This is a genomic window from Streptomyces sp. NPDC057963 (genome assembly GCF_042887155.1).
Taxonomy (GTDB): Bacteria; Actinomycetota; Actinomycetes; order Streptomycetales; family Streptomycetaceae; genus Streptomyces.
The window spans coordinates 430,202-453,482 of the sequence record NZ_JBHVPX010000003.1 but is presented as its reverse complement, the minus strand read 5'-3'; the positions used below and the strand labels follow the sequence as shown (position 1 = coordinate 453,482).

Sequence of the window (23,281 nt, the reverse complement as noted above, 5' to 3'; positions counted from 1 at the left end):
CGGCCGCACCTTTAGGGTGTGGGGTTTCGCGGCCACCCGCTGCGGGGGGTCGACCGCCCGCGGCCCCCAACGCGCGGGCCGCCCGCCCGGCCCCGTGGTCCGGGGGGGCGACCGGCGCCATGGCGGTGTCACTCGCAGAAAACCTGCACCTTGGCGTCGGGGTCCTCCACGTCGACGATGACGTCGTCGAGGTGCTCGATGAGCTCCTCGAGGTGCTGTGGCTTGAGCTCGGTGAGGTCGATCGGTACCCCTGACCTGCCCAGCTCCGCGTTGACCTTGGTGAGCGCCTGCGGAGGGAGAAGGCTGGTGAGCCGGACCCCGGCGCGCAGCAGCTGGAGCGGGACCCGGATGTTGACCCGGCTCGCCCCGTCGCCGCCGGAGTCGTCCGCCGCGTCCACCACCACGCGCAAGTACTTGGGCCGCGATTTCGGGCGGGATGCGGCTCCCGGCGGCGACTCGGGCTGTTCTCGTTCGAGGGCGGTGATCAGCCGCTCGGCCTCGTCCGCGGTGATCTTGCCCTCGGCCAGCATCTGCAGGACCTGACGGCGCTGCTCGTTCATGGGAAGCTCCTTGCTCTTCTGACTCATCTGACACTTACCAGCACGGCCGTCCGGCCCTGCTCAATCTCGAACCGGGTGCCGGGCAGCGCCCACAGGAGTTGCCCGGCACCGCGCAGCGCGCCCACCGGGCTCACCCGGGTGGCGAGGCAAGCGACCACTCCGGCCAGCGCGGCGAGCAGCAAGAGGGGTGACAGCACCAGCAGGACGGCCGACACGGGGACGTACAGCCGCCGCCGGCGCCCGTCGGAACGGCGATAGCGCACCGTCACCAGGTGCGGGATCACCGGGACCCCTCCAGCTCGGCCAGCGCCTCCTGGGCGCTGATCTCTCCCCGCCGCAGGCGGTCAACGACGTCGGCGGCGCCGGTGGGTGCCGGGTCGGTGTCGACGAAGTCGAGGTGCTCGGCGATCCGTTTCAGCCGGGATTTGACCGTCGGGTAGCTCACCCCGAAGATCCGCTCCATCTCCTTGATCGAACCGTGCGACCGTACGAAGGCGGCAACGAACACCTGGTCGTCGACGCTGAGCTGAGCCAACTGCGGCGGCTCGAACTGTCCCTCGATCGCGATGCCGCTGCCCGCGAGGCGCACCCGCTCGACCACGAACGGCTGTCCGCGCGTCAGGTCCGTCAGCTCCTGCCAGTCCACCCTCGGCTCCCTTGCTCTCGGTGACAAGCTCACCACTCATTTGTACCTTGAGATTATTAAGGTGTCAACGCACAAACATTGAGTTTTCTTATTCTGATTTCGATGTTTCGGGTAGTCGACTCCCACCGTTCGTCATCCCCGCATCCCCGCATCCCCGCATCTCCGTGGTGGTCGGTGCTGCCGTCGCCCCAGTCGGCATGTCGTCGACGTGTCCACGGTCCGTCGAGCCGGAAGCCTCCGGGCGGAGCCCACCATCTCGGGCCGCGCGTTCGCTGAAGGCCCGGTGTCCGCCCGCCCCGGCGGGTCATCGGTGGGGTCCATGCCGGACGCCACCGGGTGCGCGGCTCGGGCGGTATCGGCCGGTCTCATGACGTCCGGGGCGTGAGCACGTTCCGCGTCACCAGCGGTTCCGGACCGACCGCGCCGTCGAACAGCGGCAACCGGACAGCACCGAGCCCGATCGGTCCCAGATCCAGAGTCCGTACCACTTCCGGCCAAGGAAGCGCTGATGCTCGGCGTCGTGGACCACACCCCCGACGACTCCGCGAGCCAACCCGCTGCCCGCACCAGGAACGCCGCACGGCCCACCGGTGTCCGGCAGCCTCGCCTCGCACCGGCTCCGGCGCCACCGGGTGGCTGCTCGGCTCGTCCGGCTTGCTTCTCGTCGTGGGAGGGGTCACCTACTGGGCTTCACGAGGTCGTTGCCGAGTATGCCGAATTGGTGGACAGGGCGAGGGGCGGCGGAGCGTGAAACGGGCATCGTCCGGGTTTCCCGCGCGAGTTTCTGGAACCGATCGATCTCCGCCGGCGTCGTGACGTCTATGGTGCAGGGTGGGAGCACGATGGGTGAGGAGCCGACATGGGCAGAGCTCCTGCTGTCCTTTGCTCTCGCGGCGGCCGTTCCCATCGTCGTCGGAGGGGCGTTGCTCCTTTCCCTTGTTGGGCTGACGATGTGGGTGACAGCATCGCTGCGGCGACGCAGGCGTTCGCACTCCGCTGAGAGCCGGTTACCTGAGTCGGAGATACGTCGGCAGTAGACGGCGACTCTGTCGGGGATCTCGTCGGCTGTCTTCGTCCAGACGAAGGGGCGTGGGTTGTCGTTCCGGTCGGCGAGCCGGGTGCGGATGTCACGTTCGAGGGCCTGGGCGGAGCGGTGGACACCGCGGCGGATCTTCTTCTGCGTGAGCTCGCCGAACCAACGCTCCACCAGGTTCAGCCACGAGGATCCTGCCGGTGTCAGAAGCAGCTGACAGCGGGGATGTGCCACCAGCCGCTGCTTGATCGCCGGAGTCTTGTGCGTCGCGTAGTTGTCCAGGATCCCCCGTACGAGTCCCACCACTGACGGACCGGCAGTTTCAGCGGCCGCCTGCGCAAGGCGGTCGTTCGCTCCCGCTGAGCCGCATCGACGGGTTCTCGGTACGTGCGGTCCCACGCGCTCTGCGTAGCGGCCTTGTCGTAGCGAAGGCTGAGCGTTCTCACCGAAGGTGGTGCGCCATCACTGGGCGAGCGTCCGTCTCGGTGAGGACACGGAAGCGTGCCAGGGTGTGGCGGTGGACGTCCCGGCTTGTGGCTCGGTCCCGCGACGCCGACGACGCGGTCGGTCCGAACGTTGGCGGGGTGGCCGTCACGAGTGGTCTCCGGGGTGCTGTCGTGCTTTCTCGGCGCGGAATCGGTAGGGAACAGGCGAGCGACGAGAACAGGCCAACGGCACATACCGGGCACGTTAAACCCTTCCTGCGCATGCTTCATCAGATGCGGTGAACCCCGCAGCTCGGAAGAGTGATGCGTCCGGATCGCCCTCCATGATGACGTCGTCTCGCCCACCCCTCCCGCAAGGAGTACGACCATGTCCGCGACGACCGAGCCCAACGTCGGTTCGTTCACCCTCGGCGGTCCGCTGACCGCCGAACCCGCCGGGCCGATCGAGGTACCGGAGCACGACGAATGGACCCTGCCGAACGGCTTCGCCTGGGTCTTCCCCGGCGAGGGCAACCACGGTCTCGTCCGGCCCGTCATCATGGCCGACGGCTTCAACCTCGGCCGGAGCAAGCTCGACTCGCTCTACCAAGGGCTTGAGGGCGGCAATTTCCCGTTCATCAGCGAGCTGCGCCGGCGCGGCAGGGATGTGATCCTCCTCGGCTTCGAGGAGCGCAGCGCGTCGATCCTGGAGAACGCGCAGGCGGCGGAGGCCGTCATTATGCGGGCCATCGCCGAGCAGATGGGCGACACCCGCCTGGTCGTCGGCGGCTTCAGCATGGGCGGCATCGTCACCCGCTACGCACTCGCCAAGCTGGAGACGCGGCGGATGGACCACCGGACCGGGCTGTACTTCTCCTACGACAGTCCGCACCGCGGCGCCTCCATCCCGGTGGGTGTGCAGGCGTTCTCGCACTTCATCCCGTTCCCGAACGACTTCGCGAAGCAGATGAACAGCCCGGCCGCGCGCCAGATGCTGTGGTCGCACTACGACAAGGACACCGACAAGGTCGGCACCGCCCCGGAGCGCACGGAGTTCCTGGCCGCCTTGGACCGGGTCGGCAGCTGGCCGCAGATCCCGATGAAGATCGCCGTGGCCAACGGCCGCGCCGACGGTGTCGGCCTGCCGGACGTGAATCCCGGTGGAGTCGCGCTGCGGATCGACCAGATCTACCCGGGCACCACCTTCTACACCCAGGCCCAGGGCGACGATGTGACCGCCGCCCATCTGAACCGCAGGTTCCCCAAGGCCGAGAAAACCGTCACGACCAGCGGCTTCCCGGAACTTGACGGCGCACCGGGCGGAACCCTGCACACGTACAAGATCCTGGCCGACACGATGGAGAAGCTCGGCGGCAAGGCTGACCTTCGGCACGAAGATGTCTGCTTCGTTCCCTCGGTCAGCGCGGTCGCGATCCGCGACATCGAGACGCAGGACGACCTGTACGCGAACATCGACGGACTGAGCCCGGACGAGAGCGAGTTGGACGACTTCCTCTGTTCGTCCACTACCAGCGCGCACACAGCCATCACCGAGGAACTGTGCACCTGGCTGATGGACCGGCTCCCCGACTGATCCTCGCCGCACACACCGACCGGGGCCGTCGTCCGCTCACACCAGGCGGACCGCGGCCCTTTCATCGATACGCGCTCTGACCAGCCCGCACCTCGCGACCGAGCAGGGGCAGAAGGCGCTGTCACTGCGGATCACCGCCGGACACCGGCACGACAGGCCGCAGTTCCAGCCCGTCCTCGAACGCATCCGCGTCCCCCCGCACGGGGCCGGGACGGCCACGGGCCGCACCCGACAGAGCCCGCGCCGACCAGGCCGACGGATCTCGCGCGAATCGCTCCTACCTGCGCAGACGCAGGATCGAGTGCGCCATCCCGGAGAAGGCCGACCAGGTCCGCAACCGCAAGGAGCTCGGCTCCGGAGGCGGCCGTCCACCGAAGTCCGGCAAAGACGACCACAAGGAGCGCCACGCCGTCGAGTGGGGGATCAACCGCCTCAAGAGGCACCGGGCCGTCGCGACCCGACATGACAGGCTTGCCGTCCGCTACGAGGCGGCCGTGTTGGTCGCCGCCGTCGACGAGTGGCTGCAGCCGCCGTCACGGGATGCAGGCCGACCGCCAAATCAGAGGTGGTTCCGGCCTCCGTGTGGTGGAATCAAGCGCTATGAGCGAGGTGGAGTACCCGGTTTCGGACGATGGCGATCTGCTGGTCAGGATGGAGCAGAACCTGGCCGAGCACGCGTGTCACCTGCATCGGCACATAGCGGGTATGGCCGTTGCCGACGCAGACGACCTTCTGGTCGCGGACAGTGGGTTGGACGACGACACCTTCAACATCGTCGCCCTGGCCCGTTTCAGCCGGGCCGGTGCCGATGCACGCATCGCCGACACCACTCGGAGACTGGCCGTCGGCGGCCGCCCGTTCTCGTGGTGGGTGGGCCCGGCCTCGACCCCGGCGGATCTGTCCACCCGTCTGGCCGCCTCGGGCTTCGAGGCATCCGAACGGGAAGCGGCCATGTGGGCGCCCCTGGACGAGGTCCCGCCACCGCGGAACGCCGAGGGGCTCGACATCCGCCTCGTGACGACGCCCGGGGAACTCGCCGATTTCGCCACGGTCCTGGCCGCGAACTGGGAGCCGCCCGCCGCCACCGTCCGACGCTTCTTCGCCCTGGCCGCGGAGCATGCACTCGCCGCCGACTGCCCGGCCCGCTACCTGGTCGGCTACGTGGACGGCCGACCGGTGTGCTCGGCGGAGATCTTTCTCCACGCGGGGGTCGCAGGGATCTACAGCATCGCCACCCTGGCCACCCACCGCCGACGCGGCTACGGCGGCGCCATCACTCTCGCCGCCTTGCACGCCGCCCGCGACCACGGCTGTCGGACCGCCGTCCTACAAGCATCTGCGGACGGCCGACCCGTCTACCATCGCCTGGGCTTCCGCGACTGCGGCCAGTTCGTCGAACACGCCATCAGCCTCTGAAAACCCATCAGCATCCCTGAGCCACTTTCGCATCAGACCTTTGTTGGCCACGGCCAACCGATATCCCCATGGCGGCCCGGAAGGTCCGGGTGAAGCCGGAGTGTCCGGCGAACCCCCATCGGGCGCCGACCGCGTGGATGTCGAAACCGAACTCGCCGGTGAAATGCGCGGCATCGTGCTCTTCGCCGACCCGGACTTCCCCGGGACCGCCGCGCCGGCCTGCGCCCTGGTGAGGTGCCACGTCCGGGCCGGGCCGGCCCCCGGCTCGGCCGCCTCCGTCCCAATCCGCGCGACGGGCCGTGCCCGGAGTGCCTGCGGAGCCGAACCCCCGCTGACCCTATAGTTGTTGGGCGTCGGGGGCACAAGAGCACAAGAGGGGTACGCATGGCGGATGTTCGCGCGGAACTGGTCCGCCCGTTGGCCGAGGCGCTGAGGGCACACGGTGCACGCGCGGGCGAGAGGACCGCCTTCCGGGACGGGCAACGCGAGGTGACCTGGGCACAGTTGGAACGACGGACGGCCCGCGTCGCAGGGCATCTGGCACGGCTGGGCGTACGCCGCGGGGACCGGGTGCTGCTCTGCCTGCCCAGCCGGGTGGAAATGGTGGAGAGCTGCCTGGCTGCCCTGCGGGCCGGCGCCGTCGGAGTGCCACTGGACCCGGGAGCGGCCGACGACGAACTGGCCCACGTCCTCGGCGACAGCGGTGCGGTGGCAGCCGTGGCCGAGGCGCCGCTCCTCGAACGGCTGACACGGGTGGCGGCCGGGCGGCCCCCGCTGCGGGCGCGCGTGGTAGTGGGCCCGGTGGCACCGCCGTCCGGGCCACCCGCGGACGTGGTGCCGTACGACGTGGTGCCGTACGAGGAACTCGCCGGGACCGACGCGCCGGGACCGCCGCGCGACGACCTCGGCCTGGACGAGCCGGCGTGGATCCTCTACACCTCCGGCACCACCGGCACGCGCAAGGGCGCGGTGACGAGCCAGCGGGCGGCGCTGTGGTCGACCGCCGCCGCCTACGCACCGCTCCTCGGCATGTCCGAGCGGGACCGGCTGCTGTGGCCGCTGCCGCTGCACCACACCTACGCGCATTCGCTGTGCGTCGTCGCGGTGGTCGCGACCGGCGCGAGCGCCTGGCTCCTGGACCGGGGCGTGGACGTCGTGGAGGCTCTGCGGCGACAGCCGCCCGACGAGCCCTTCACGATGCTGGCCGGGGTCCCGGCCACCTACCACCTGCTGGTGAGCGCACTGCGGGGGGCCCGGCCGGTCACCGGGGCGTTGCGGGTGTGCGTCACCGCCGGAGCACCCTGCCCCGCGGAACTGCGCGACTCGACAGAGGAGTTGCTCGGCGCACCGCTGCTGGACGGCTACGGCGCCACCGAGATCAGCGGCAAGATCGCGCTCGCCCGGCCCGGCACGCCGGGCCCGGACCGCGTGCCGCAGCCGCTGCCCGGCGTCGACGTCCGGATCGCCCACCCGGTCTCCGCGGACACCGTCGCGGACGGCGACGAGGGCGAGATCTGGGTGCGTGGCCCCGGTCTGATGACCGGCTACCACAACCGCCCCGACAGCACGGCGCAGGTCCTGCGGGACGGCTGGTACCGCACCGGTGACCTCGGCCACCGCACACCGGGCGGCGGCCTGCGGGTCACCGGCCGCGTGGGCGACCTGATCATCCGCGGTGGGCAGAACGTCAACCCGGTGGAAGTGGAACAGGTGCTGCTGTCCTGCCCCGGAGTCGCGGACGCGGCGGTCGTCGGCCGCTCCCACGACGTGCTGGGAGAGGTCCCGGTGGCGTTCGTCGTCCCCGGCCCGCAGGGCATCGACCTCGCCGGGCTGCGGGCCGCGTGCCGCAAGCGGCTGTCCGCGTTCAAGGTGCCGGACGAGATCCGGCCGAGCGCCTCCCTGCCCCGCACCTCCTCCGGCAAGATCCGACGGACCGTCCTGGCCGCCCGGTTGACCGAGGCCCTCGCACACGACGGCGCGAACACCCGCGCCGGGCTGCGCGCAAGGCTGCTCGCACTGCCCGCCCCGGAGCGGCGCCGCACCGTGCTGCGCCTCGTCCTCGACGCCACGGCCGAGGCGGACGAAGCACGGGGGACCCGACCCGACCCCGAACAGACCTTCGCCGACCTGGGACTCGGCTCCCTCCAGGGCGTGCTGCTGCGCGACCGGCTCGGGGCGGCCACCGGCCTCGGCCTGCCCTCGACCCTGGTCTTCGACCGTCCGACACCGGACGCGGTGGCCGGCTTCCTGTACGACGCGCTGTTCGGCCCCCCGCGCCCGGCGGCGCGCCCGGCCGGGCCCGGCACCCGCGGTGACACCCCGCCGCCCGACGAGCCGGTGGCCGTCGTCGCGATGGCCTGCCGCTTCCCGGGACCCGTGGACGACGTCCGCACGCCGGAGGAGCTGTGGCGGCTGCTCGCCGACGGAGCGGACGCCACCTCCGCGTTCCCCGCCGACCGAGGCTGGGACCTGGCCGCCCTCTACGACCCCGACCCCGACCGACCGGGCACCTCGGTCACCCGGCGCGGTGGGTTCCTGCGCCGGGCCGCCGACTTCGACGCGGCCTTCTTCGGCATGTCGCCCCGGGAGGCGCTGGCCACCGACCCCCAGCAGCGGCTGCTGCTGGAGACCGCCTGGGAGGTCGTGGAACGGGCGGGCCTCGCCCCCACCGCCCTGCGCGGCAGCGACACCGGTGTCTTCGTCGGAGTGATGCACGGCGACTACGGCGGCCGTCTGCTGCACCGAGGGGGCCACGCGTACGAGGCCCACCTCGCGCTCGGATCCGCCGGCAGCGTGGCCTCCGGGCGCATCGCCTACACCCTCGGCCTGGAGGGGCCCGCGGTGACCCTGGACACGGCCTGCTCCTCGTCGCTGGTGGCCATGGACTGGGCGGCGCGGGCGCTGCGCTCGGGACAGTGCTCCCTCGCCGTGGCCGGCGGCGCCACCGTCATGGCCAGCCCGGTGCCGTTCGCCGCGTTCAGCAGGCTGCGCGCACTCTCCCCGGACGGCCGCTGCAAGCCGTTCTCCGCCGCGGCCGACGGAACCGCCTGGGGCGAGGGCGTCGGGCTGATCCTGCTGGAACGGCTCGCCGACGCACGGCGCAACAACCATCCGGTGCTCGCCGTGCTCCGCGGCTCCGCCGTCAACTCGGACGGCGCGTCCAACGGCCTGACCGCGCCCAGCGGACCCGCCCAGGAGCGGCTGATCGGCGACGCCCTGGCCGCCGCCGGGCTCACCCCGGCCGAGATCGACGCCGTGGAGGCGCACGGCACCGGCACCCCGCTCGGCGATCCCATCGAGGCCCGTGCGCTCCTCGCCGCCTACGGGCACGACCGCCCGGCCGACCGGCCCCTGTGGCTCGGATCCCTCAAGTCCAACCTCGGACACACCCAGGCCGCGGCCGGTGTCGCCGGGGTCATCAAGACCGTGCTGGCGATGCGGCACGGCGTGCTGCCGCGCACGCTGCACCTCGACGAGCCGTCCCCCGGCGTCGACTGGTCCTCGGGCGCCGTACGGCCACTGACCCGGGAGCAGCCGTGGCGGCCCGCCCCCGGGCAGCCCCGCCGCGCCGCGGTGTCGGCCTTCGGCATCGGCGGCACCAACGCCCATGTGATCCTGGAGGAGGCCGTCGCGGAGCGGGACGCGGGGGAGGACGGCGGCACCCCGGCCGCTCCGCACCCGCCGCTCCTGCTGTCCGGCGCCGACGCGGGCGCCCTGCGGGCCCAGGCGCGGCGTACGGCCGCGTTCCTCCGGGAACGGCCCGAACAGCCCCTCGGGGACGTGGTGTTCTCCGCCGCCACCACACGCGCCGCGCTCCGGTACCGGGCGGCGGTACCTGCGGCCGACCGCGCCGGCCTGCTGAGCGCACTGGACAGGCTCGCCGCCGGGACGACGGCGCCCGTACCGGTGCGCACAAGCCCACGGCTGGCCCTGCTCTTCACCGGCCAGGGCGCCGCACGGCCGGGCCTCGGCAGGGAACTGCACGCCGCCTACCCGGTCTTCGCCGATGCCTTCGACGCGCTGTGCGGCCGGTTCGACGCCGTCGGCGCGGGGGACCGGCCGCTGCGCGAGAGCCTGTGGCCCGAGCCGGGCAAGGCCGCCGACGCCCTCGGCCGGACCGATGTCGTCCAGGCCGGCCTGTTCGCGTTCGAGGTCGCCCTGTTCAGGCTGCTCGCCTCCTGGGGGGTGCGGCCCGACGTCCTGGCCGGACACTCCGTCGGGGAGCTGGCCGCGGCGCACGCCGCCGGGATCCTCACCGAGGACGACGCCGTCGGCCTGGTCGCCGCCCGGGGCCGGCTGATGCAGCGCCTTCCGGCCGGCGGCGCCATGGTCGTCCTGGATGCCACCGAGGAGGAGGCGACGGCGGAACTCGCGAGGACCCCGGCCGCGGCCGGGCCGGTGGCGGTCGCGGCGGTGAACGGCCCCCGGTCGGTCGTCGTCTCCGGGGCGGAACGGGCGGTGGTGGCGGTGGCGGCACGCTTCGAGGCCCGCGGGCGCCGCACCGAACGCCTGCGGACCAGTCACGCCTTCCACTCTCCGCTGGTCGAACCGGCGCTGGCGGAGTTCGCCCGGGCCGCGTCGCGGGCCGCGTTCCACGAGCCCCGCATCCCGGTCGTCTCGGCCCTCACAGGGCGCCCGGCCACCGGGGACGACCTGCGCTCACCGGCCTACTGGGTCCGCCACGCCCGTGAGACGGTGCGCTTCGCCGACGCCGTGCGCCACCTCGCGGACGAAGCGGGGGTGACCGCCTTCGCCGAGGCCGGTCCCGGCGCCCACCTCACCTCGGCCGCGCTGAGCACCGTCGGGGAGCCCGGGGGCCGCGTGTTCACCGCGACGACCAGGCCCGGCCACCCGGAGCCCGGCACGCTGCTGGCGGCACTCGCCCGGCTGCATGCGCACGGCCTCCCGGTCGACTGGGAGGCGGTCCGGCAGGGACACTCGGGCCCGCCCGCCCGGCACATCGGCCTGCCCACCTACCCCTTCCAGCGCGAGCGCCACTGGCTGGCCGAGCCCACCGCCACCGCGGCAGGCCCCGCGGACCCGACCGCGCACGCCACCGGCCACCCGGTGCTGACCGCGACGACGAGCCTCCCGGACACCGACCGCCTGCTGAGCACCGGCCACCTGTCGGAGACCGGGCAGCCCTGGCTGCGCGACCACGTCGTGCACGGCCGGGTGCTGGTGCCCGCCACCGTTCTCGCCGACCTGGCGCTCCACACCGGCGCGGCCTGCGGCCTGGCGGAACTGGACGAGCTGACGCTGCTCCTCCCGCTGCACCTGCCCGGCTCCGGCGAGCGCGTCGAGGTGCAGGTGGTGCTCGGCGCGCCGGACCCGTCCGGCCGCAGGACCGTCGACCTGCACGCACGCCCCGGGGACGGCGGCCCCCTCGGGGCATGGACCCACCACGCCACCGGCCGTCTGGGACCGCCGGCCGGCGGTCCCGGCCCGGCGCACGGCGACGAGGAGTCCTGGCCGCCCCCGGACGCGGTGCCCGTCGACCTGACCGGAGCCTACGAGCGCCTGGCAGAGGCGGGTCACGCGTACGGCCCGGCGTTCCGCTGCGTGCGGGCGATGTGGCGGCAGGGCGACGACCTGCTGGCCGACGTACGGCTTCCCGACGAGACCGTGGCCGAGGCGCAGCGCTACGTCCTCCATCCCGCGCTGTTCGACGCCGCCCTGCACGCGTCGCTGCTGCTCTCCGCGGATCCGGGACAGCCCGGCGGGACCGGCCGGCTGCCGTTCGCCTGGCGGGGCGTCAGCCGCCACGCCGCCGGTGTCACCGCCCTGCGGGTCCGGCTCCGCCACACCGGGGACCACACCGTCGCGGCGGACCTCACCGACCCGGCCGGGCGGCCGGTGCTGCGGGTGGCGGAACTGACCACCCGCGCGGTACCCGGCCCCGACGGCACCGGCGGGATCCCGCGGCCCGAACCGCTGTACCGGCCGCACTGGACGCCCGCCGACCCGGCCGGCTCGGCCCCGCCCGCCTGGGAGGTGGGCACGCCGGACGACCTCGGCCTGGCCGCAGCGCTGTCCGGCGCCGGGCGGCCCCCGTCGGCCACGGAAACGGCCCCGGGCGGCGGCGCGTCCGTCCCCGGGCGGCCGGGGCCCGGGGTGCCCTCCGCCGGGTCGGCCCTCGTCGTCTCCCTGGCCCCGTCCGGCCCGTCCGCGGGCCCGGTGGCCGGCACGCACAACCTGGTCACCCGGGCCCTGGAGCTGCTGCGCGGACGGCTGCCCGCGCTGGCCCCGGGAACGCGTCTGGTCCTGGTGACCCGGGGTGCCACCGGCGCGGACCCCGACCTGGCCGCCGCCGCGGTCTGGGGGCTGGCGCGCAGCGCCCAGTCCGAGTACCCCGGCCGCCTCATCCTCGTCGACGTCGACGGCCACCCGGAGTCGGTGCACCGGCTGCCGGCCGTCCTGGCGACGGGCGAACCCCAGCTCGCCGTGCACGCGGGCAGGGTGCACGTGCCCCGGCTGACCCGGCCGACGGCCGCCGAGCCCGTTCGGGCGGCCGGGTTCGAGGCGGACGGCACGGTGCTGGTCACCGGTGGGACGGGGGCGCTCGGCGCCCTGCTGGCCGGTCATCTGGCGGAACGGCACGGCGTACGCCGGTTGCTGCTCACCAGCCGTAGCGGCCCGGACGCGCCCGGCGCGCGGCGGCTGCGGGAGCGGATCGAGCGCGCCGGCGGCCGGGTCGACGTGGTCGCCTGCGACGCCGCCGACCGCTCCGCGCTGGCCGGCGTGATCGCCGCGAACTCGGCCGACCTGACCGCCGTGGTGCACGCGGCGGGGGTCCTCGACGACGGTGTGCTGGAGGGCCAGACACCCGAGCGTGTCGCGGCCGTCCTGCGGCCGAAGGCGGACGCGGCCTGGCACCTGCACGAGCTGACGGAGGATCTGCCCCTGTCGCGGTTCGTGCTCTTCTCCTCGGCGGCCGGCCTGCTCGGAAACCCCGGCCAGGCCGGCTACGCCGCCGCGAACGCCTTCCTCGACGCCCTCGCGCTCCACCGGACGGCCCGGGGACTGCCCGCGCTCTCGCTGGTGTGGGGACCGTGGGCGGGAGGCGAGGGGATGGCCGCCCGTACCGGCCGGACGGGTGACGGCGTGGTCCGGGCCGTCACAGCGGCCGAGGGCCTGGCGCTGTTCGATGCCGCCCTGGCGGCGGGCGAGCCCGTCCTTGCGCCGCTGCCGCTGGACCCGGCGGCCTCCCGGGCCCGACGGCCCCTCCCGCCGCCCCTGCGGGACCTGTCCGGTCCGCCCGGCCCTCCGCCGGCCGCGGCCGGGGAGCCCGGTGACGGCGGGGGACCCGCCTCCGGCACCGGCCGGGTGCCGGACGAGACGGCGGGTGCGTGGCGCGAACGGCTGGCGCGGCTGCCCGCAGCCGACCGTGCCCCCGCTCTGCTCGCACTGGTCCGCGAGGCGGTCGCCGACGTGCTCGGGCACACCGGCGCGGCCGCCGTCGCGGCCGACCGCGCCCTCAGCGAACTCGGCCTCGACTCCCTGGCCGCCGTTCAGCTGCGCAACCGGCTGGGCCTGCTCACCGGTCTGGAGCTGCCCCCCACCCTCACCTTCGACCTGCCCACCTGCGAGCAGCTGACGGAGCATCTGCTCGCCGGGCTTTCCGAGGCGCCGCCCCACGGGGAGGCGGCCGCCGCCGGGCCGGTGCGCCCCGCGAAGGCCCGGTCCCCCCAGACCCTCGCCTCCCTCTACCGCCGCGTGTGCGCGACGGGTGACGTCGTCTCGGCGATGCACCTGCTCGTGACCGCCTCACTGGCGGTCCCCGGCTTCGGCCCCGAGGACACCGACGCGCACGCCCTGGACCCGCTCCACCTGGCCAAGGGCGAGGCCGGCAGGCCCCCGCTGGTGTGCTTCCCCGGCTTCTCCCCGGCCCTCGGCAGGCCCTGGTACGCCACGCTCTCCCGCCATTTCGAGGAGGACCGGGACGTGCTGGAGATGCGGCACCCGGGGGTCACCTCGGGCGACGTGTTGCCGCGCGACTGGCCGACACTGGTGGACCTGCACACGGCCACCCTGCGCGAGCGGCTGGGCGGGCGCCGCCCCGTCCTGCTGGGGTGGTCGATGGGCGGGTGCCCGGCCCACGCGGTCGCCGCGCGGCTCGCGGCCACCGGCACTCCGCCCGCCGGCCTGGTCCTCCTCGACACCTACCACGTGACTCCCGAACGGGAGGCCGAGCCGTGGCTGCTCGCCATGCCCGCCCGCGCGGCCCTGGCCATGGGAACGGAGTTCGACACGGCGGTGGACGACATGGCCCTGGCCGCGTTCGGCGCCTACACCCGGATGCTCCGGGGGTGGCGCCCCGAACCCCCGGGCGTGCCCGTCCTGATGGTCCGCGCCGCCGACCGGCCGCCGGAGGCGGACACCCACGGCGGCACCCCGGCCGGGCGCGAGGGGCAGGCCTCCTGGCCCGGTCCGTGCGACACCATGGAGGTCCCGGGCGATCACTGGACGATGGTGGAGGAACACGCCGTCACCACGGCCCGGGCGGTCCGCGCCTGGGCCGACGGGCTCGCAGGGCGCACCGGCTGAGCCAACGGCCACCACCCGGATCGGCGGCGTGGACCGGTGGATGCCGATGGCCGCGTGTCGCCGCTGGGGATGGTGATCAGCAAGCGCTCCGGGTCTTCGCCGACCGCGCCCGCGGTGACGCGCTGGTTGCCGCAGGGAACCCGGTCGGGCCGCAGGGGCCTGGCCGCCTACACCTGTCGGGGTGACTTCCCGGGAACGCCGGCGCTGTCCGCGTGCGGCGCCCGGCTGCCGCCCGCCTGCCGGAGGAGCGCGAGGGCCTCCTCGGAAGGGGAGCCGGCGGGGGTGGTGCACACGACGAGCATCTGGTCCGGTGAACGGGCGATCGACAGCGTCTGCTGTGTCACCGTCACCGTACCGACGACGGGATGGTGCAGCTCGTAGGACGCGGCATCGCACGGCGCCACCCGGTGGTCCCTCCACAGCGCGACGAACTCCGGGCTCTTCATCGTCAGCTCGCCGATCAGCTCCGCGAGCAGCGGGTCCTCCGGGTGCCTGCCGACGGCGACGCGCAGGTTGCCGACCACCGCGCGCACCTTGCGCTTCCAGTCCGCGTACAGCTCCTGACAGTGCAGGTCCAGGAACAGCATCCGGGTCATGTTCGGGCGCCGCGCCGGGTCGTCCGGGCCGCGGAAGTCCAGGTGGCCGGCCAGCAGGGCGTGCCCAAGGGTGTTCCAGGCCAGCACGTCCGTACGGCGGCCGAGCACTATCGCCGGGACGCCGTCGACGGTGCGGAGGAGGTCGCGTGTTTCGTCGGCGAGCTTCTCGGGCCGCGGGCGGCGCACCCGGGGCGCGTGACGGGCGGCGCCGGCGAGCCGGTCGAGGTGCTCGCGCTCGTGGTCGTCGAGCAGGAGAGCGCGGGCGATCGCGTCGAGCACCTCGGCCGAGGCCCCGCGGGACAGGCCCTGTTCCAGCCGCGTGTAGTACGAGACGCTGACGCCCGCCAGCTGGGCCAGTTCCTCGCGCCGGAGCCCGGCCACCCGCCTGCGGGGCCCGAAGTCGCGCAGGCCGACGTCCTCGGGCCGCAGCCGCGCCCGTCGTGCTTGGAGGAAGGCGCCGAGGGGGCCGGGTCCGTTCATTGCCCCAGTATTCGGTGCGCGGCCCGATCCCAGCCACCCCCTGCGAGGGGTAGGACAACCCGGGACTGGTTCGTGCCCGTCCGCGCGTCCAGGCTCGGTCTCATTCGGCCACCTACCCCGAACCCGAGGACGGACCACATGGATCAGAACCCCGAGCAGATCACCCTTGGCGACGTCACCGTCACCCGGATCAAAGAGTTCTACGGCCCGGTCGGGATGGCCCCGGGCCAGTTCTTCCCGGACAGCCCGGACGGCTCGTGGGACGAGCACCGCGACTGGCTGGCGCCCGACTTCTGGAACCCGGAGACGGACGAGTGCCATACGGCGATCCAGTCCTGGCTGCTGCGCAGCGAGGGCCGCACGATCCTCGTCGACACCGGCGTGGGCAACCACAAGGACCGGCCCTACGCGCCGGTGTGGAGCCGCCTGGACACGAACTACCTCGACACCCTCGCCGCCGCCGGGGTGCGGCCCGAGGACGTCGACATCGTGGTCAACACCCACCTGCACATCGATCACGTCGGCTGGAACACCCGCCTCGACGGCCGGACCTGGGTGCCGGCCTTCCCGAACGCCACGTACCTGATGACCCGGCGGGACTTCGAGTTCTGGGACCCGGCCAACGAGAACAGGACCGTGCTCGGCCGCGGGAACCAGAACGTCTTCGAGGACAGCGTCACACCGGTTCACCAGGCGGGACTGACACGCCTGTGGGAGGGGACGTACCGGATCGACAAGAACCTGCGCCTCGATCTCGCTCCCGGGCACACCCCCGGCTCGTCCGTGCTCACCCTGGAATCCGGCGGCGATCAGGCCTTGTTCGTCGGGGACCTCATACACACCGCGCTGCAGATCGCGGAGCCGGAGACCAACTCCTGCTTCTGCGAGGACCCGGCGGAGTCCCGCGCCACCCGGCACAAGCTGCTCGGCCGCGCCGCCGAGAACAACGCGCTCGTATTCCCGGCGCACTTCGGCGGCCGAGGCGCTGCGGAGGTCGCGCGCACCGGGTCGAAGTTCGCGATCAAGGAGTGGGCGGGCTTCTCCCGCATCTCCTGATGTCCCCCTCCAGAGAGGAAGTGTGTTCCGTGACCCAACAGGCAGATCCGGTCGTCGAAACCCGGGCGGGTGCCGTACGCGGCGTCCGTGACGGATCCGGCGAACGCTACCGCGCCCTCCCCTACGCGGCGACGCCGACCGGCGCCGGCCGTTTCGCCCCGCCCGCACCGCATCCGGGCTGGTCCGGAGTCCGCGACGGCACGCAGCCCTCGCCCACGGCTCCCCAGCCGGCCCGAGACTTCGGCCGACTCGACATGGCCCCCTACTTCGGGCCGGGCTGGGCGCCCGGCGAGGAGTACCTGACCGTCGATGTCCACACGCCAGCCGCCGACGGCGGCAGGCGCCCCGTCATGGTCTTCGTGCACGGCGGCGGGTTCGTCACCGGTTCGAGCCGCGCCGCGCTCTACGACGGCAGCGCGTTCACCCGCGACGACGTCGTCCTCGTGACGGTGAACTACCGCCTCGGCATCCCCGGGTTTCTCGATCTGGCGGGTGCTCCGGCCAACCGCGGACTGCTCGACGTGCTCGCCGCACTCGGCTGGGTGCACGACACAGTGGCGACATTCGGCGGCGACCCCGAGAACGTCACGCTCTTCGGCCAGTCCGCGGGCGCCACGCTCACCGGCGCGCTGCTCGCGACACCGGAGGCCAACGGCCTGTTCCGGCGGGCGATCATCCAAAGTGGCAACGGCACCGGCGCGTTCACCCCGGAGCAGGCGCAACGGGTCACCGCCGCGGCGGCCGCCGCGCTGGGCGTCGAACCGACCGCCGAGGCGTTCGCCCCGATCCCGGACGAACGCTTCCTGGCGATCCTGCCCGCACTGGCCGGCCTCGACCTCCGCACCAGCACCGCCACGGACCCGCTGGCCGGGCTCAGCCCGTTCAGCCTGGTCCTGCCGGTCCAGCCCGCCGACGGTCTCGCCGACGGCCCGGCCGGCGACGTCGACCTGCTCATCGGCACCAACACCGAAGAGGGGCGCCTCTACCTCGTACCGAAGGGCGACCTGGAGTCCACCACGGAAGCCGACGCGCTCGCCCTCGCCACCCGGCTGCACGCAGACCCGGAGACCGCCCTCGCCGCGCACCGCGCGGCACGGCCGGACGAAACACCGGGCGAGTTGCGCTCCGCCGTGCTCGGGCAGGCCCTGTTCGGAGCCGGTACGACGCGCATGGCGCAGGCCCACGCGCGGATCTCGGGCGGCCGCACGCACCTCTACTCGTTCGGGTACCGCTCGACGGCCCTGGACGGGCGACTCGGCGCAGCCCACACCGTCGAACTGCCCTTTGTGTTCGACATCGCCGACAAACCCTGGCTGCACGGGGACACCCGCCTACTCGGCCCCGACCCCGCCCCAGCAGGACTCGCAGCCCGGGTACACGGCGCCTGGGTCGCGTTCGCCGGCACCGGGAACCCGGGCTGGGCTCCCTACGACCCGCAGCGCCCCGTGGTGGAGATCCTCGGCGGCTGAGCGTCCTCGCACCGGACGGGGCGCCGCCGGTCACCGAAGTCCGGGGCGGCCGGTCGCCCCGAACACGTTCACCGGCAACGCTCGTCCGCCCGCGCGAAAGGGCCGACGACCGGGCACGGCCGACCGGTGCGCCCCGACGGATTCAGCCCGACCAGGGCACTCTCAGGCCGGCCACGAAGTGCCGTCGGGTTACCGTCATGACACCCTTGGGCGTGGGAGAACTTCGACCGGGCCGGTTCGCCCGGCCGGATGGTTCAGCCGCCAAGGAGGCCGAGATGGCCAGTGACATCAACAGACCCGAAACAGGCACCGCGGGCACGAACTCGCGGGATGCGTTCCGGTCCGGTTTGACCGTTCTTGCAGCCGCTCTGATGATCGTCGGTGGGGCGATGGCGATCTTCGAGGGGATCGCCGCTGTCGCAAAGGGCGGTCTGTTCCTCGCGACGCGCCACTACGTATTCGAGTTCAACCTGACGGGCTGGGGCTGGGTCCATCTGATCCTGGGCATCATCCTCGTCCTCGCCGGCTTCGCGGTGCTCAGCGGTGCCGTGTGGGCGCGCTTCTTCGGTGTCGCCATCGCTGGGCTGGGCGCGATCGCCAACTTTCTGTGGATGCCCTACTACCCCTTGTGGGCAATCGTGCTCATCGCCATCAACCTCTTGATCGCCTGGGCGCTGTGCGCGGGCATGCACTACGAGGCGGAACGCGACTACAGAAACCTGAACGCGTGACGTAACGCGGCTACCGAACTTGAAGACGTGATGTCGGGCTGCCCGCCGGAGAACGCACAGGTGGCTTCAGTACTCCTGGCGCGGCGGGACGCCCGCACGGCGGTGGTGTGGCCACCGCCGCAGGGCCGCGCGGGAGCGGGTCCGGCTCCAGGCCGTGCACCGCTTCGAGGGCGGTGACAAGAGCCGGGAGAACGTTGGTGCGTTGCGCGTCCCGGAGCGGTCGACGGACCGTCGGCGGCGCCGGTGTCGCGAGAGCGGCCACGCCGGAGCGGCCCCGAAGGGGTTGTGGTCTGCTCCGGCTGTCCGATGTGCAGATCGCCAGGTCGGAGCGGGTGGAGGAATGCGGCCCGCCGGCTCACGGGCGGGATGGCGGAAACGCCCTAACCTTCCCGGGCCGCTAGTCCGTTGTCACCTTGCCCGAGAAGGAACGCGCGGGCGCCGCGAAGCCTGGTCCGCAGACGCCGCTGCGTGGCTTGGGCGTCGAGGCGTACGTCGAGGGCCCCGAGCAAGGACGTGTCGGCTCGTCGTCCGGCGGGCAGCCGGGAGGAGTCGAGCCCGTCACGCCGAGCGACGAGGAGGCCGAGGTCGTGACGGCTGAGGGAGTCGGGTCCGGCGAGGTGGAACACTCCGGCTGTGTCGGACGTCGCGAGCTCCCACAGCGCGGAGGCGAGATCCTCGACGTGCACCGGGCAGCGGATGTCGTCGGTGAACAAGATCCCGTCGACCACCCCGGCGGCCAGAGCGTGGATTTTTCTTTCATGCTCGGAGCGGCCGTGTCCGAGGATCAGTGAGGTGCGGGCAACGACGGCCCCGGGCGCGAGAAGCCGAACGGCGGTCTCGGCGGCCGCCTTCGCGGCGCCGTACGGCGTGACCGGGTCGGGAAGGCAGGTCTCGTCGTAGCGGATGTCCTTGCCGGAGAACACGGCGTCGCTGGAGACGTGGACCAGTCGGAAGCCGAGTTTCACCGCGGCCGTCGCCACGCGGATCGGGCCCTCGGCGGTGACCGCCCAGTCGGCCCTGCTGCTCGCGGTGTTGATGACAACGCTCGGTGAGACCTCGGCCAGCACCTCTTCGATGCGGCTGGAGTTGCGCAGGTCGAGTGGGTGCCATGCGACTCCGGGAACGCCCGCGGGGCGGGAGTGGAACGTTGCGGCCGTGTCCCACCCCGCAGCCGTCGCCCGGCGCACCAGCTCGACTCCCAGGAACCCGCTGCCGCCGATAATCAGGACCGTCATGACGTCATACGCTAAGGGCTGTCCCGTAGTCCCTGGTGGATCAGCGTGCGGCCTCGTTGCCCGGCCCCGCCGACTCCGAGACCGCGTTCGCAGCCCGGCCACCACACCCGTCGTGCCCGTCACACCTGGACAAGGGCTCCCGTTCCACGACGGCGGGATGCGCGGACGACCGCGGCCGAGTTTGCCGACCGCGATGGTCGCTTCCTACAACGTGCGGGCGACGAATCCCCACTGGTCGACGGGCTCGAGATTCTCTTCGTCCGCCCGCCAGAGGGTGATCGACCCGAACCCGGGCTCGATCAACTCCATGCCCTCGGCACTCGCGAGGATCTCCTCCGGCCGACGCACCAGGTACGGCGGAGTGTCGCCCGCCGCGTAGGCCTCCTGTGCGGCAAGTGTCTGCGGCGTGGCGATCGTGTCGCAGAGGACCAAATAGCTCCCTGCGACCGTGCCGGCCATGTACCGACGCATGAGTTCGATGCCGGCCCGGGGCTCGACGTGCCCCAGCGTGGACAGCACCATGACGGCCACGGGTTGTGTCATGTCCAGGGTGCGCGCCGCTTCCTGGAGTACCCGCTCGGCTTCCAGCATGTTCGCGTGCACATAGTCCGTCATTCCGTCCGGCGAACTCGTCAGCAGGGCACGCGCGTGCGTCAGAACCAGCGGATCGTTGTCGACGTACACGATGCGGGACTTCGGCTCGACGCTCTGTGCGACCTCATGGGTGCTGTTCTGGACGGGGAGTCCGGTTCCGATGTCCAGGAACTGGGTTATCCCCGCTTCGGCCAGATACCGCACCGCACGCGCCTGAAAGGCCCGAGACGCCAGGGCGAGTTCACGGGTCTGGGGGTAGCTGGCGATGACCTGGTCTCCCAGTTCCTGGTCCACCGGGTAGTGGTCCTTGCCGCCGATCCAGTAGTTCCAGACTCGGGCCGAGTGGGGAACCGCACTGTGAAGTCGGTCTGCTCTGTGTGTCTCGTGGTTCATAACGCCCTCTTCTATCACGGCTGTTAACGCCGTGGACCGTTGAGGTGGCCCGTCAGGCGGCGAGTGCGGCCGGCTTCGGCAGGGCCGGGTCGACCGCGGAAAGGAAGGCGCGGGCGGACTCACCGGGGTGCGGGGGTTCACCGGCGGCAACCCGGCCACCGCACGGACTCATGGGGCCCGTCCGAGAGCTCTGTCCGGGGCAGCAGGGCCAGTTCGTCGGCGAAGCCGACCAGCAGTGCGCCGCCGTCGACGGGTGCCACGCTGTGTACCCGGTAGGGGAAGCGCAGGGCGCGGCGAATCCGCGTGTGGGTGTGCAGGTCCCAGGCGCGCACGGTGGCGTCGTCGCCGCAGGTGACGGCGACGGTCCGGTCGTCGAGCGTGGTGACGGCCAGGTCGGCGATCCGGCGCAAGGCGGTGCCGGGTGATGCCCGGTACCGGCGAGTGGCCCGGCTCAGCTGCACGAGAGGCCCACGGGGACGGAGCCGCACGGGCCGGCACCGGCTTGCACGAGTGGCCTGATCGAGGGCGGCTTCAGCAGCGCGCCGTCGAGGCATACGGTGACAAGCGGAACGCCTTGCTTCGCCCTGCCGCGCCACGGCACCGTTCAGCCGGTGGCGGGGCCCACGGTGGCCTCCAGCACGGCCATCGCGCTGCACAGCTTCATCGTGGCCTGGGTCCAGGCGAGGGAGCGCGGGCCGTCGAGCACCTCGCCTGCGACCTCGTCGCCGCGGTGGGCCGGCAGGTCGTGCAGAAACGACGCATGGGGCCATCGGCGCATCAGCGCCGCGTCGACGTGGAACGGCCGGAACGTATCTCGCCACGCCGGATCGGCCTTGCTTGTTCCTGTGGTCTGCCAGCGGGTGGTGTAGACGACATCCACCTGTTCCGGCACCTCGGCCAGGTCGTGCGTCTCGACCAGCTCGGCACCGGCGGCTCCGGCGATCTGCCGGGCGGTGCGGAGCACCTCTGCCGGCAGCCCGTACCCGGGAGGAGTGACGAAGGTGCCTCGGGCTCCGGGCACCATGGCCATGCCGTATGCCAACGCGACGGCGGTGTTGTTGCCTTCACCGACGTACAGCAGGCTGAGACCGTCCAGGCCACCGTGTGCGAGGGCGAGCGTGGCCAGGTCGCATACGCCCTGGGTCGGGTGCTCCTCTGCCGCCATCGCGTTGATCACGGGCAGCCCGCCTTCGCTGGACAGCTCGCGGAGTTCGTCGAGTGGACCGGCGGTCCGGGCGACGAGCAGGTCGAGCATGGAACCGAGGACCCGGGCGGTATCGGCCATGGATTCACCGGTGTTGAGCTGGAGATCGTGCGGTCCATAGGAAATCGGGGTGCCTCCGAGCCGTACGATGCCTGTCTGGAACGCGGTGCGTGTCCGCGTGGACGTACGGGTGAAGAGCACGCCGGCGACCCGGCCGCGCAGGGGCAGGCCGTGGGCCTCTCGGTCGTGGAACAGCTCGACCGACCTTTCGACAAGCTTCCACAGTGCGGCGGGCTTCAGCTCCGAGAGCGAGAACAGCCCGTGGTCCCGGACGCTGTCCGGCCGGCCGTAGAGGTTGGTCATTGAAGATCCTTCCCTCGGTGAAGGCATATCGCTCAGCACAGGCGCGGTCGCTGTCCGACCCCGTGGCGCGGGGCGACCTGGTGTACGGCCTCCAATAGGGCGACGTCGGGAATCGCCCTGCCGAAGGGGTTGCCGATCACGTGGCCGCGACGAGTCCGGACGGCCGGTACCCGCCCCGCGACGACCTGCCCGAGGGTGCCGTTCGGCGCCGTCCTGCCAGGGACACGCCACGGAGGCCCGCTCCGGGTTCGTGGGGAACTTCGGTGGGCCGGCCGGTACGGGATGCGACACGCCGCCGCGGCGCCGGAGCAATGCGGCCCTTGAGCGATCCGTACACGTCGTACGCCTCAGGCTTCGGCCACACGGTGCGGGGTGTGTTGTCGGCCAGGGGGCGGACGCGGCCGACGGGGGGAGGTACGCCATGCATAGCCGTGCCCTTTCCATGCTGCCGGGGCCAGTCGACACTGGGCTGTGTGATCAAACGACTCTGCGAGCCACGTCGAGGATGTCAGCACCTCGCCGGGCGGTCACGAGCGAGAACCGGCCAGGCCCGGTCCGGCGCAGCCGGCCCGTAGCGGCAGTCCCGTCGCCACGGCCGGGTGCCGCGGGCGAGGCCATCCGTCGTGCGGTCGAGTTCAGTTCGATCGATCCGGCCAATCTCGCCGTCCCCTGGGTTTGTTCGCGGGCCGGGGCCGGGCCCGAGTTAACATGGGGCGTTTGGTCCTGGCCACTTCTCCGCAGCGGGAGGGATCGGGTGGGCGCTCCGCTATCGAACGACGCGACACATCGCTCTGCCAAGCCGACCACCGATTGCCGTGAGCCCGACACCCGTACCGTCGACACCCCGGCCAAAGATCCAGGGCCTACGGCGCCCCGGGTCTGCACCTGTCAACACCTGCGCCCCGAGGGCCGGGTTCCACCCCATCGGCCGCACGTGTT

The 23,281-nt window shown here is 72.6% G+C and carries 15 protein-coding genes; 6 read left to right on the top strand and 9 right to left on the bottom strand.

Features of this window, described 5'->3' with window-relative positions:
- Positions 1-128 precede the first annotated feature (128 nt).
- The 4 genes from ACFVT1_RS09015 to ACFVT1_RS09000 form a co-directional block, all read right to left on the bottom strand.
- Positions 129-560 (bottom strand): hypothetical protein, encoded by a 432-nt coding sequence (locus ACFVT1_RS09015; protein WP_389793710.1) that lies wholly within the window; start codon positions 558-560, stop codon positions 129-131.
- Positions 561-583: 23 nt separating this feature from the next.
- Positions 584-844, bottom strand: coding sequence for a hypothetical protein (locus ACFVT1_RS09010; RefSeq protein ID WP_389793709.1), 261 nt, complete (start codon positions 842-844; stop codon positions 584-586).
- Complete coding sequence (locus tag ACFVT1_RS09005; protein ID WP_389793708.1) at positions 841-1,206, bottom strand: DUF2089 domain-containing protein; 366 nt, start codon at positions 1,204-1,206, stop codon at positions 841-843. The genes ACFVT1_RS09010 and ACFVT1_RS09005 overlap by 4 nt, the downstream gene beginning before the upstream one ends.
- Positions 1,207-1,882: 676 nt before the next feature.
- Entirely contained in the window at positions 1,883-2,545 is a 663-nt protein-coding gene (locus ACFVT1_RS09000; RefSeq protein ID WP_389793707.1) for a transposase, read from the bottom strand.
- Positions 2,546-3,052: 507 nt separating this feature from the next.
- On the opposite strand from ACFVT1_RS09000, the gene ACFVT1_RS08995 reads away from it, so the two are divergent.
- From ACFVT1_RS08995 to ACFVT1_RS08985, 3 genes are all read left to right on the top strand, one after another.
- Positions 3,053-4,258 (top strand): esterase/lipase family protein, encoded by a 1,206-nt coding sequence (locus tag ACFVT1_RS08995; protein ID WP_389793706.1) that lies wholly within the window; start codon positions 3,053-3,055, stop codon positions 4,256-4,258.
- Between the two features lie 651 nt (positions 4,259-4,909).
- A complete protein-coding gene (locus ACFVT1_RS08990; protein WP_389794072.1) occupies positions 4,910-5,674 on the top strand; it encodes a GNAT family N-acetyltransferase in 765 nt (254 codons plus the stop codon).
- A gap of 384 nt (positions 5,675-6,058) precedes the next feature.
- Positions 6,059-14,221 (top strand): type I polyketide synthase, encoded by an 8,163-nt coding sequence (locus ACFVT1_RS08985; RefSeq protein ID WP_389793705.1) that lies wholly within the window; start codon positions 6,059-6,061, stop codon positions 14,219-14,221.
- Between the two features lie 167 nt (positions 14,222-14,388).
- On the opposite strand, the gene ACFVT1_RS08980 is transcribed toward ACFVT1_RS08985, so the two are convergent.
- On the bottom strand, positions 14,389-15,297 hold the full coding sequence (locus ACFVT1_RS08980; protein ID WP_389793704.1) for a helix-turn-helix domain-containing protein: 909 nt from the start codon (positions 15,295-15,297) through the stop codon (positions 14,389-14,391).
- 138 nt (positions 15,298-15,435) lie between these two features.
- On the opposite strand from ACFVT1_RS08980, the gene ACFVT1_RS08975 reads away from it, so the two are divergent.
- The 3 genes from ACFVT1_RS08975 to ACFVT1_RS08965 all read left to right on the top strand — a co-directional run bounded on the left by ACFVT1_RS08975 (position 15,436) and on the right by ACFVT1_RS08965 (position 18,553).
- Complete coding sequence (locus ACFVT1_RS08975) at positions 15,436-16,353, top strand: MBL fold metallo-hydrolase (RefSeq protein ID WP_389793703.1); 918 nt, start codon at positions 15,436-15,438, stop codon at positions 16,351-16,353.
- Positions 16,354-16,382: 29 nt separating this feature from the next.
- Positions 16,383-17,822 (top strand): carboxylesterase/lipase family protein, encoded by a 1,440-nt coding sequence (locus tag ACFVT1_RS08970; protein WP_389793702.1) that lies wholly within the window; start codon positions 16,383-16,385, stop codon positions 17,820-17,822.
- 275 nt (positions 17,823-18,097) lie between these two features.
- Positions 18,098-18,553 (top strand): hypothetical protein, encoded by a 456-nt coding sequence (locus tag ACFVT1_RS08965; RefSeq protein WP_389793701.1) that lies wholly within the window; start codon positions 18,098-18,100, stop codon positions 18,551-18,553.
- A gap of 380 nt (positions 18,554-18,933) precedes the next feature.
- Here ACFVT1_RS08965 and ACFVT1_RS08960 read toward each other — a convergent pair whose 3' ends face one another.
- From ACFVT1_RS08960 to ACFVT1_RS08945, 4 genes are all read right to left on the bottom strand, one after another.
- Positions 18,934-19,788 (bottom strand): SDR family oxidoreductase, encoded by an 855-nt coding sequence (locus ACFVT1_RS08960; RefSeq protein ID WP_389793700.1) that lies wholly within the window; start codon positions 19,786-19,788, stop codon positions 18,934-18,936.
- A 204-nt stretch (positions 19,789-19,992) separates the two neighbouring features.
- Entirely contained in the window at positions 19,993-20,775 is a 783-nt protein-coding gene (locus ACFVT1_RS08955) for an SAM-dependent methyltransferase (RefSeq protein WP_389793699.1), read from the bottom strand.
- 137 nt (positions 20,776-20,912) lie between these two features.
- On the bottom strand, positions 20,913-21,185 hold the full coding sequence (locus ACFVT1_RS08950; protein ID WP_389793698.1) for a hypothetical protein: 273 nt from the start codon (positions 21,183-21,185) through the stop codon (positions 20,913-20,915).
- 194 nt (positions 21,186-21,379) lie between these two features.
- Positions 21,380-22,342: an ornithine carbamoyltransferase gene (locus tag ACFVT1_RS08945; protein ID WP_389793697.1), complete on the bottom strand. Its 963-nt coding sequence runs from the start codon at positions 22,340-22,342 to the stop codon at positions 21,380-21,382.
- Positions 22,343-23,281 lie beyond the last annotated feature (939 nt).

What these genes read in the sequence shown, in the direction of transcription:
- ACFVT1_RS08955 (WP_389793699.1), bottom strand. Translation starts at nt 20,775, where the DNA reads ATGAACCACGAGACACACAGAGCAGACCGACTTCACAGTGCGGTTCCC.
- ACFVT1_RS08980 (WP_389793704.1), bottom strand. Translation starts at nt 15,297, where the DNA reads ATGAACGGACCCGGCCCCCTCGGCGCCTTCCTCCAAGCACGACGGGCG.
- ACFVT1_RS09015 (WP_389793710.1), bottom strand. Translation starts at nt 560, where the DNA reads ATGAACGAGCAGCGCCGTCAGGTCCTGCAGATGCTGGCCGAGGGCAAG.
- ACFVT1_RS08960 (WP_389793700.1), bottom strand. Translation starts at nt 19,788, where the DNA reads ATGACGGTCCTGATTATCGGCGGCAGCGGGTTCCTGGGAGTCGAGCTG.
- ACFVT1_RS08995 (WP_389793706.1), top strand. Translation starts at nt 3,053, where the DNA reads ATGTCCGCGACGACCGAGCCCAACGTCGGTTCGTTCACCCTCGGCGGT.
- ACFVT1_RS08945 (WP_389793697.1), bottom strand. Translation starts at nt 22,342, where the DNA reads ATGACCAACCTCTACGGCCGGCCGGACAGCGTCCGGGACCACGGGCTG.
- ACFVT1_RS08965 (WP_389793701.1), top strand. Translation starts at nt 18,098, where the DNA reads ATGGCCAGTGACATCAACAGACCCGAAACAGGCACCGCGGGCACGAAC.
- ACFVT1_RS08975 (WP_389793703.1), top strand. Translation starts at nt 15,436, where the DNA reads ATGGATCAGAACCCCGAGCAGATCACCCTTGGCGACGTCACCGTCACC.
- ACFVT1_RS08985 (WP_389793705.1), top strand. Translation starts at nt 6,059, where the DNA reads ATGGCGGATGTTCGCGCGGAACTGGTCCGCCCGTTGGCCGAGGCGCTG.
- ACFVT1_RS08990 (WP_389794072.1), top strand. Translation starts at nt 4,910, where the DNA reads ATGGAGCAGAACCTGGCCGAGCACGCGTGTCACCTGCATCGGCACATA.